Below are 8,435 nucleotides of genomic sequence, written 5' to 3' on the forward strand. Positions count from 1 at the left end.
CGCATCGACCGCGCGGGCCGCGCCATCTCACATCGCGCGGCCCTGCGCGCCCGGCCGAGCGGTGCGGCGTCAGCGGACCGGCCGCACTACGCCGTCCCATTGCGTGGCAAGGAGATCCTCCAGCAGCGGGCCCAGCAGCGGCGGGTAGATCAGCTCGTCGGAGTCGGCCAGCTCCTCCGTGGTCCACCAGCGGTGGTCGGTGACGGTGTCGTTCTCCAGCTGCGTGAAGCCCGAGGTGTCGATGGCATTCGCCTTGGTGCGCAGGAGAAAGAACCACTCCTCGCCGAGGTGCCAGCGGCCGTCGAAGCAGAAGGTCACCCGGCGCAGCCAGACGGGGCCGGTGAGATCCGTTTCGGAGCAACGGATTCCGGTCTCCTCGGCCAGCTCGCGAACCGCGGCCTCGGTCAGCGCCTCGCCCTTCTCGATGCCGCCGCCGGGCGTGAACCACCACTGCTCGGCGTTGTTCGGCGGCGGATTTCCCCCGCGGAACAGCAGAACCCGGTCACGGTCGTCCACCAGCAGGATGCGGGCCGACGCCCGAGGAACCAGCGCCTGCTCGCCGCTCTCGGGCGCCACGGGCTCGGCGATCTCGAAGTAGCTGGGCAGCGGCGCGGTGCCGGCCAGCCGCAGCCAGCGCACCGATCGCTTGCGGCGCAAGGACAGCGTGTCCCGCACGGCGTCGTTGTGCACCCGGCGCGCCAAGACCAGGCGGTGCTCGGCGTCGGCCAGCTCGGTGGCGATCTCCCCCGGCAGCGACGTCCGGTCCAGCTCACCCAGCAGCCGGCTGACCTCGTTCTCGGCGGCCTCCCGGTCCGGCCGCGACGCCCCCTCAGCCGATTCCGTCGCCTCCGTGGCCTTCGGACTCGCCAGCCGGGCCAGCAACGCCCGCCGCGCCAACGCCGCATCCAACGCCGCCCACGCCGCGTCGGTGCGAATGTGCAGCCGGTCCAGGCGGCTGGTGAGCCGCAACACCCTCGAACCGAGGATGAGCAGCACCGCCAGCCCCGCCGCCACCGCCTCGAAGATCACGAGCCGACCCTACTCCGCGGTGGAGGTGGAGGTGGGCGGGGTGAAAGGGAGGTTGGGGTGGAAAAGCCCTAGCAGGAGGCGGAAGGCGGCCGGGTGGCAGCGCGGTTCGGGGTGGGGAAATACTGGCCCGAGGTGGCGTTGGCAAAGGCTCTGTCGAACAGGGCCCAGCCGTCGAGCTCGGCGACGGTGGTGGCCGTCGGGTCCCAGCCGACGGCGACGGCGGCGTCGAGCAGGGCTCGGACCACGCCGGGCTGGTTGAGGTTGAGGCCCCGCCCGTCGGCGTGCCGCACCTGGCCCGAGTGCATGCCCCAGCCGTCGGAGACGCGGAAACCGTTGCCGACACAGAACTCGATGTACACGCGGCCGTGCACGCGCTCGCGCCGGAGCTCCAGGAACTCGCAGCAGGTCTTGTCCCGCTCGTTCGGATCCTCGAGGTTCTCGTGCGAGTGGCCGACACTCCAGCGGTAGCGGTCCGTGCCGATGCCGAGCCAGCGGGGATCGTTGCGGTGGCGCGGCATCCGGAAACCTACATTCGTGCGGGGGCAGGGCTGGCCGAGGTGGCGGCCTCGTAGACGCGGAGGACCTGGTCGGCGACCACGGACCAGTCGAAGGCTAGGGCGCGCGAGGAGCCGGCGAAACCGAATTCCCTGCGGCGCACGGGATCGTCGAGCATCGAAGCCAGGGCGGCGGCCAACGCCGAGGGGTCGCCGGGCGGGGCGAACAGGGCGGCGGGGCCGAGGACGCGGCGGAAGGCGTCGAGATCCGAAGCCACGACGGGAGCCCCGGCGCTCATGGCCTCGGCGAGCACGATGCCGAAGCTCTCGCCGCCGGTGTTGGGCGCGCACAGAACATCGACGGAACGGAACAGGGCGGCTTTGGTGGCGTCCGAGACCTCGCCGAGCACAAGAGCCTGCGGGCAGGCGGCGCGCAGGGCGTCGGCGTTGCCACGGCCGGCGACCACCAGCCGCAGATCGGGACGATCCAGCAGCCGCACGGCTTCCACCAGCACGGACATGCCCTTGCGGGGCTCGTCGAAACGGCCGAGGAAGCCGATGGTGCCGCCGGCACGGGGAAAATCGGGCAGCGGCAAGGCATCGGCGAAGAACCGGACGTCGACCCCGTTGGGGATCTCGACGGCGTCGCCGCCGAGGTGCTCGACCTGCACCCGACGAGCCGGCTCCGACACGGCGATCCGGGCGGTGACCTTCTCCAGCTGCGGCCGGAGCACTCCCCGCGCTGCCAACAGGATCCACGACCGGTCGAACGACGTGTGAAAGGTGGCGACGACCGGTCCCCGGGCCAGCGTCAACGCCAGGAAGGACAGGCTGGGCGCGATGGGCTCGTGCAGGTGCAGAAGGTCGAAATCGCCCTCACGGAGCCAGCGCCGCACCCGCACGTACGCGGCTGGGCCGAAAGCCAGTCGCGCCACGGAACCGTTGAAGGGAATGGGCGTCGCCCGCCCGGTAGGGGCCAACACCGACACCTCGTGCCCCAGCCCGCGCAGCGCGGCGGCCAATCCGGTGACGTGGGCCTGGACCCCGCCCGGCACGGCGAGCGAATACGGGCAGACCAGGCCGATCCTCACTCGGAGAGGTCCTCGGTGAGCCACAGCCGCTGGAGCATGTGCCAGTCTTCGGGATGCGCGGCGATGTCGGCGGCGAACACGTCGGCCAGCGCCTGGGTGGCGGCCGGGATGCCGTCCACGCCGTTGACCTTGACCGGCGGGTGCACCCGCATCCCCCACCCGGTCTCGGTGAACCAGGTGCCGACCGGCAGCAGCGCCGCGCCGGTGGTGGCGGCCAGGTAGGCGGGGCCGGCCGGCATGCGGGTGGTGCCGTTGAAGAACGACACGGGCACGCCGCTGGCAGTGAGGTCGCGGTCGGCGAACAGGCACACGACCCCGCCGGCCCGCAGCCGCTGCGCCAGGTGCTCGGTGGGCCGGGTCTCGCCGCCGGCCGACGGCACGACGTCGAAGCCGAGCCGCTCACGGGCCCGGGTGAAGCTGCGGAACAGCGATTCGGGCCGCAGCCGCTGCACGACCACGCTGACCTGGCGGGTGTGCCCCAGCAGCCAGACGCCGGCCAGGTCCCAGCTGCCGCAGTGCGGCAGCGCCAGGATCACGCCGTTGCCCTCGGCGCACGCGGCGTGCAGGTTCTCCTGGCCGGTGGCGGTCCGCTCGACCGCCTGGTGCACGGCCTCGACGTCGCCGGGCCGCAGCCGGAACGTCTCGTACCAGTACCGGGCGTAGGACCGCATCGCCCGCGCGACGAGCTCGTCCAACTCCGCGGCCCCGGCCCGGGGCACCACGCGGGCCAGGTTCCGGCGTAACTGCGCGACCCCGGCCCCGTTGCGTCGGGTGGCGAAGTCCGCGCCCCACTGGAAGACGCCGACGGCGACCTGCTCGGGGGCGAGCCGCGCGAAGGCCCAGCCGGCACGGTAGGCGGCCGTGACGAGCAGACCCTTCACCCGGTCTGCTCCTTGGCCGACCGATGCACGGCGATCATCCGCTGCGCGACGGTGATCACCGCCAGCACCGCCAGCACCCACAGCGCCACGTCCACGGCGTAGGGGACGCCGAGACCGGTCAGGCCGGTGCCGACCAGGGCCAGGATCATGCGCTCGGCCCGTTCGACCAGGCCCCCGTCGGCCGACAGGCCGGTGGCCTCGGCGCGGGCCTTGATGTAGGAGATGACCTGCGCCCCGACCAGCGCGATCAGCGCCGCGGCGCCGCCGGAGCGGTCGCCGGCCCCGGCCAGGCACCACCAGGCGATGGCGCCGAGCAGCGCGCCGTCGGCGATCCGGTCGCAGCTGGCGTCGAGCACCGCGCCGAACCGGGTGCCGGCCCCGCTGGCCCGGGCGACGGCCCCGTCCAGCAGGTCGAACAGCACGAAGAAGGTGATCACGAGCGTGCCGGCGAACAGCTCACCGCGTGGCAGGAACCAGAGCGCGCCGAGCACGGTGCCCGCGGTGCCGACGAGCGTGACGGCATTGGGCGTGACACCGCGCCGCTGCAGCCACGTCCCGACAGGATCGGTGACGCGTGAGACGGAGGCGCGAGCGAAGATGTTCAGCATGGGGCGGCGGAGGCACCTACCTGCACTACAGGACCGGGTGGGACCAGCCTAACCAGCGGACGTGGGACAGCGGCCACCGACACCCCCGCGTCTCACTCGTCACACGGGTCGGCGGTGCATCCCTTGCTGGCCTGGGCGGTGATCGCCTCGCAAATCACGCCGAGCTGGCGCACCTGGTCCTCGGAGAGCCCGTCGAACAGCACGGTGCGCACCTCGCCGACGTGCCCGGGGGCGGCGGCCTTGACCGCGGCCATGCCGTCCTCGGTGAGCACGGCGAACGCACCACGTTTGTCGGTGGCGCAGGAGCGGCGGACGACCCAGCCGTTCTCCTCCAGCCGGGCGATCGCGTGCGACAGGCGGCTGCGGGAGGATTTGGTGAACTCGGCCAGCTCGCTCATCCGCAGCTCACGATCGGGTGACTCGGAGAGTGCGACGAGGATCTCGTAGTAGGTGGTCGGCATGCCGGAGTCGCGCTGCAGTTGGCGGTCCAGACGCTCGTTGACCAGCTTGGTCGCGGACTGGTACGCCCGCCACACCCACTGCTCGGAATCGGACAACCACCGCGGCTCGCTCATGAGTCACATCATACCTGTTGTTGAACTCTCAACCTCAGTGCTAAGGTTCAGTTGAGAGTTCAACCAAGGCTCATGGAGGACCGAAAGATGACTGCGGCAACCCAGATCCCCGGATACGTCGCCGGCACGTGGAACATCGACCCGGTGCACTCGGAGGTCGCCTTCATCGTCCGCCACCTCGGCGTGTCCAAGGTTCGCGGTCGTTTCAACACCATCAGCGGCACGATCGTTACCGGCGAGGACCCGAGCACGTCCTCGGTGACCGCCCAGATCGTGGCCGACAGCGTCGACACCAAGAACGAGCAGCGCGACGGCCACGTCCGCTCGGCCGACTTCCTGCACGTCGAGGAGCACGAGCACCTGACCTTCACGTCGAGCGCGGTGCGCATCGACGGCGAGGACGTCGAGATCGACGGCGACCTGACGCTGCACGGCGTGACCAAGGCCGTGACCCTGACCGGCGAGCTGGGCGGCTTCGGCGACGGCCCGAACAGCAAGGTCCTGGGCGTGTCGGCCAGCACCGAGATCAAGCGCTCCGACTTCGGCGTCGGCGGCGGCATCCCGTCCGCCGTGGTCAGCGACAAGATCAAGATCGAGCTCGACGTCGAGGCCCAGCTCCAGGCCTGACCCTCAAGCCCAACCCCGGCGAGTCCCGCTCTCGGGCAGTCATGAACTCGACACATGGTTGCCCGAGAGCGGGACTCGCGGTTTATCGGGGCCAGGCTTTCGAGAGCAGGTCCCAGGTTTCGCCCAGGAGCTGGGGGATGGTGCGGGTCTGGCCGATGACGGGCATGAAGTTGGCGTCGCCGCCCCAGCGCGGCACGACGTGCTGGTGCAGGTGGGCGGCGATGCCGGCGCCGGCGATGGCGCCCTGGTTCATGCCGATGTTGAAGCCGTGCGGGGCCGAGACGCCGCGCACCACGCGCATCGCGGTCTGGGTGTACTCTCCCAGCTCCACGGTCTCGGCCGCGTTCAGGTCCGTGTAGTCGGCGACGTGCCGGTACGGGACCACCATCAGATGCCCGGCGTTGTACGGGTACAGGTTCAGCACCGCGTACACCAGCTGCCCACGCGCCAGGATCAGCGCCTGCTCGTCGGGCAGGTTGACGATGGAGCAGAACGGGCAGCCCGCCGGCTCGTCGCCCTCGGGCTTGTTCTCGCCCCGGATGTAGGCCATCCGGTGCGGGGTCCACAGCCGCTGCAACGCGTCCGGGACCCCCACACCGTGCTGCTCGACCCGGTCCGGCGAGGTCACGCGGTGGCCACCGCGAAGGTCTCGGCGCTGGGCGAGGCGTTCTCGCGGCGCTCGATCCAGTTCACGATCGACTCCACCGCCTGCTCCACCGACACGCCGTTGACCTGGCTGCCGTCGCGGAAGCGGAACGACACCGCGCCGCCCTCCACGTCCTTCTGGCCGGCGACCAGCATGAACGGCACCTTCTGCAACGTGTGGTTGCGGATCTTCTTCTGCATGCGGTCGTCGGAGGCGTCCACCTCGACCCGCACGCCCCTGGCCCGCAGCGCCTTGGTCACCTGCATCAGGTGCTCGACGTGCTCGTCGGCGATGGGGATGCCGACCGCCTGCACCGGGGCCAGCCAGGCCGGGAACGCGCCGGCGTAGTGCTCGGTCAGCACGCCGAAGAAGCGCTCGATGGAGCCGAACAGGGCGCGGTGGATCATGACCGGCCGCTGCCGGCTGCCGTCGCTGGAGGTGTACTCCAGCTCGAACCGCTCCGGCAGGTTGAAGTCCAGCTGGATGGTGGACATCTGCCAGGTGCGGCCCAGCGCGTCCTTGGCCTGCACGGAGATCTTCGGGCCGTAGAAGGCGGCGCCGCCCGGGTCCGGCACCAGCTGGAGGCCGGAGTCCTCGGCCGCCTCGCGCAGCGCCGCGGTGGCCTGCTCCCACACCTCGTCGGAGCCCACGTACTTCTCGTCGTTGCGGGTCGACAGCTCCAGGTAGAAGTCGTCGAGGCCGTAGTCGCGCAGCAGGCCCAGCACGAAGCCGAGCAGCGACTTCAGCTCCTCCTGCACCTGCTCCGGGGTGCAGAAGATGTGCGCGTCGTCCTGCGTCATGCCGCGCACCCGGGTCAGGCCGTGGATCACGCCGGACTTCTCGTACCGGTAGACCGTGCCGAACTCGAACATGCGCAGCGGCAGCTCGCGGTAGGAGCGCCCGCGCGACCGGAAGATCAGGTCGTGGAACGGGCAGTTCATCGGCTTGAGGTAGTAGTCCTGGCCGGGCTTGCGCAGCGTGCCGTCCTCGGCGTATTCGGCGTCGAGGTGCATCGCCGGGTACATGCCGTCGCGGTACCAGTCGAGGTGGCCGGACGTCTCGAACAGCGCGCCCTTGGTGATGTGCGGCGAGTAGACGAACTCGTAGCCCTCTTCCTCGTGCCGGCGGCGCGAGTAGTCCTCCATGGCCCGGCGCACGATGCCGCCGCGCGGGTGGAAGACGGCCAGGCCGGAGCCGATCTCGTCGGGGAAGCTGAACAGGTCGAGCTCGGTGCCCAGGCGGCGGTGGTCGCGGCGCTCGGCCTCGGCCAGCAGCTCCAGGTGCGCCTCCAGGGCCTCCTGCGACTCCCACGCCGTGCCGTACACGCGCTGGAGCTGCGGGTTCTTCTCGCTGCCGCGCCAGTAGGCGGCGGCCGAGCGGGTCAGCTTGAACGCCGGGATGTGCTTGGTGGTGGGCACGTGCGGGCCACGGCACAGGTCGCCCCACACCCGGTCTCCGCTGCGCGGGTCGAGGTTGTCGTAGATGGTCAGCTCGCCGGCGCCGACCTCCATCACCTCGGTGGTGTCGACGTCGGACTTGATGTCGACGAGCTCCAGCTTGAACGGCTCCGCCTTGAGCTCGTCCTTGGCGGCGTCGACGGACTCGACCACGCGGCGGGAGAACCGCTGGGAGCCCTTGATGATCTGCTTCATGCGCTTCTCGAGGTCGGCCAGATCCTCGGGGGTGAACGGCTTGTCCACCTGGAAGTCGTAGTAGAAGCCGTCCTTGATGGGCGGGCCGATGCCCAGCTTGGCCTCTGGGAAGGCCTGCTGCACGGCCTGGGCCAGCACGTGCGCGGCGGAGTGCCGGATCACGCTGCGGCCGTCCTCGGTGTCGGCCGCGACGGCCTCCACCTCGACGTCGGCCTCCGGCGTCCAGGACAGGTCACGCAGCTTGCCGTCGACGTCCCGGACCACGACGATCGCGTCGGCGCCCTTGCCCGGCAGGCCCGCCTCGCGGACCGCCGTGCCCGCCGTCGTCCCGGCCGGCACCGTCACACGGGGTGCTGCTCCTGGGCCTGAGGGACGCGGCTGCGACACGATGACTCCTTCACACGGGATAACGGCCTGGTCGGCCCCTCATCGTATCCAGCGGACACCGGGGCGTTCGCCGTAGCCCTCGGCTGGGCGCACAGCGGCAGCGCGACGGCGGCCACGACGCCGGCGGTGATCGCTCCCGTGGCGACGATCACCAGGTCGGTGACGCTGGTCAGGCTGACTACCCCATATCCGGCCAGCACGGCGGCGGCCGGCGCGCAGGTCGCCATCAGCGTCGCCCACCACACCGGCCGCACGTCCGAGAGCAGCACCGCGAAGGTCCCGCACAGCGCCAGTGCCCCGATCGTGTCGCTGAGCCGGTGCCAGCCCAGCTCCGTGGTCGTGGCGGCGACATAGGCCGTCAGCACCGCTCCGGCGACCAGGGCGATCGGCCGCACGTCCGGTGGCAGCACCAACAGCAGGGCCAGCACGATCGCCGCGCACGCCG

General features: G+C 71.1%; 9 protein-coding genes and 1 pseudogene. 1 reads left to right on the forward strand and 9 read right to left on the reverse strand.

Annotated elements, in window-relative coordinates; translation table 11 throughout:
• Positions 1 to 69 precede the first annotated feature (69 nt).
• From KUTG_RS65670 to KUTG_RS10890, 6 genes are all read right to left on the reverse strand, one after another.
• Complete coding sequence (locus KUTG_RS65670) at positions 70 to 1,029, reverse strand: NUDIX hydrolase (protein ID WP_043716648.1); 960 nt, start codon at positions 1,027 to 1,029, stop codon at positions 70 to 72.
• Between the two features lie 68 nt (positions 1,030 to 1,097).
• Positions 1,098 to 1,547 (reverse strand): hypothetical protein, encoded by a 450-nt coding sequence (locus tag KUTG_RS53230; RefSeq protein ID WP_052394313.1) that lies wholly within the window; start codon positions 1,545 to 1,547, stop codon positions 1,098 to 1,100.
• Positions 1,548 to 1,555: 8 nt separating this feature from the next.
• A complete protein-coding gene (locus KUTG_RS10875) occupies positions 1,556 to 2,614 on the reverse strand; it encodes a glycosyltransferase family 4 protein (RefSeq protein WP_043716650.1) in 1,059 nt (352 codons plus the stop codon).
• Positions 2,611 to 3,495, reverse strand: a complete 885-nt coding sequence (locus KUTG_RS10880) for a phosphatidylinositol mannoside acyltransferase (RefSeq protein ID WP_043716651.1) — start codon at positions 3,493 to 3,495, stop codon at positions 2,611 to 2,613. Before KUTG_RS10880 ends, KUTG_RS10875 begins: the two co-directional genes overlap by 4 nt.
• The gene (pgsA, locus tag KUTG_RS10885) at positions 3,492 to 4,103 is read right to left on the reverse strand and encodes a phosphatidylinositol phosphate synthase (RefSeq protein WP_043716653.1); all 612 of its coding nucleotides are present in this window, start codon (positions 4,101 to 4,103) and stop codon (positions 3,492 to 3,494) included. The genes KUTG_RS10880 and pgsA overlap by 4 nt, the downstream gene beginning before the upstream one ends.
• 92 nt (positions 4,104 to 4,195) lie before the next feature.
• Positions 4,196 to 4,678 carry a MarR family winged helix-turn-helix transcriptional regulator gene (locus KUTG_RS10890; protein WP_043716654.1) on the reverse strand — a complete coding sequence of 161 codons (483 nt, stop codon included), beginning with the start codon at positions 4,676 to 4,678 and terminating at the stop codon, positions 4,196 to 4,198.
• A gap of 87 nt (positions 4,679 to 4,765) precedes the next feature.
• On the opposite strand from KUTG_RS10890, the gene KUTG_RS10895 reads away from it, so the two are divergent.
• Complete coding sequence (locus KUTG_RS10895) at positions 4,766 to 5,305, forward strand: YceI family protein (RefSeq protein WP_043728936.1); 540 nt, start codon at positions 4,766 to 4,768, stop codon at positions 5,303 to 5,305.
• Positions 5,306 to 5,387: 82 nt separating this feature from the next.
• Here KUTG_RS10895 and KUTG_RS10900 read toward each other — a convergent pair whose 3' ends face one another.
• The 3 genes and pseudogenes from KUTG_RS10900 to KUTG_RS10910 form a co-directional block, all read right to left on the reverse strand.
• Positions 5,388 to 5,933, reverse strand: a complete 546-nt coding sequence (locus tag KUTG_RS10900) for an HIT family protein (RefSeq protein ID WP_043716656.1) — start codon at positions 5,931 to 5,933, stop codon at positions 5,388 to 5,390.
• Positions 5,930 to 7,948, reverse strand: a complete 2,019-nt coding sequence (gene thrS / locus KUTG_RS10905; RefSeq protein ID WP_043716657.1) for a threonine--tRNA ligase — start codon at positions 7,946 to 7,948, stop codon at positions 5,930 to 5,932. Before thrS ends, KUTG_RS10900 begins: the two co-directional genes overlap by 4 nt.
• Positions 7,945 to 8,435, reverse strand: a pseudogene (locus KUTG_RS10910) (hypothetical protein); the annotation flags it as partial. The pseudogene KUTG_RS10910 and the gene thrS, both read right to left, overlap by 4 nt.

Origin of the sequence: Kutzneria sp. 744 (assembly GCF_000568255.1) — a bacterium.
Lineage (GTDB): Bacteria > Actinomycetota > Actinomycetes > Mycobacteriales > Pseudonocardiaceae > Kutzneria.

Excerpts from the sequence above, each read along its gene's own strand:
- KUTG_RS53230 (WP_052394313.1), bottom strand. The coding sequence starts at position 1,547 with ATGCCGCGCCACCGCAACGATCCCCGCTGGCTCGGCATCGGCACGGAC.
- pgsA (WP_043716653.1), bottom strand. The coding sequence starts at position 4,103 with ATGCTGAACATCTTCGCTCGCGCCTCCGTCTCACGCGTCACCGATCCT.
- KUTG_RS10890 (WP_043716654.1), bottom strand. The coding sequence starts at position 4,678 with ATGAGCGAGCCGCGGTGGTTGTCCGATTCCGAGCAGTGGGTGTGGCGG.
- KUTG_RS10895 (WP_043728936.1), top strand. The coding sequence starts at position 4,766 with ATGACTGCGGCAACCCAGATCCCCGGATACGTCGCCGGCACGTGGAAC.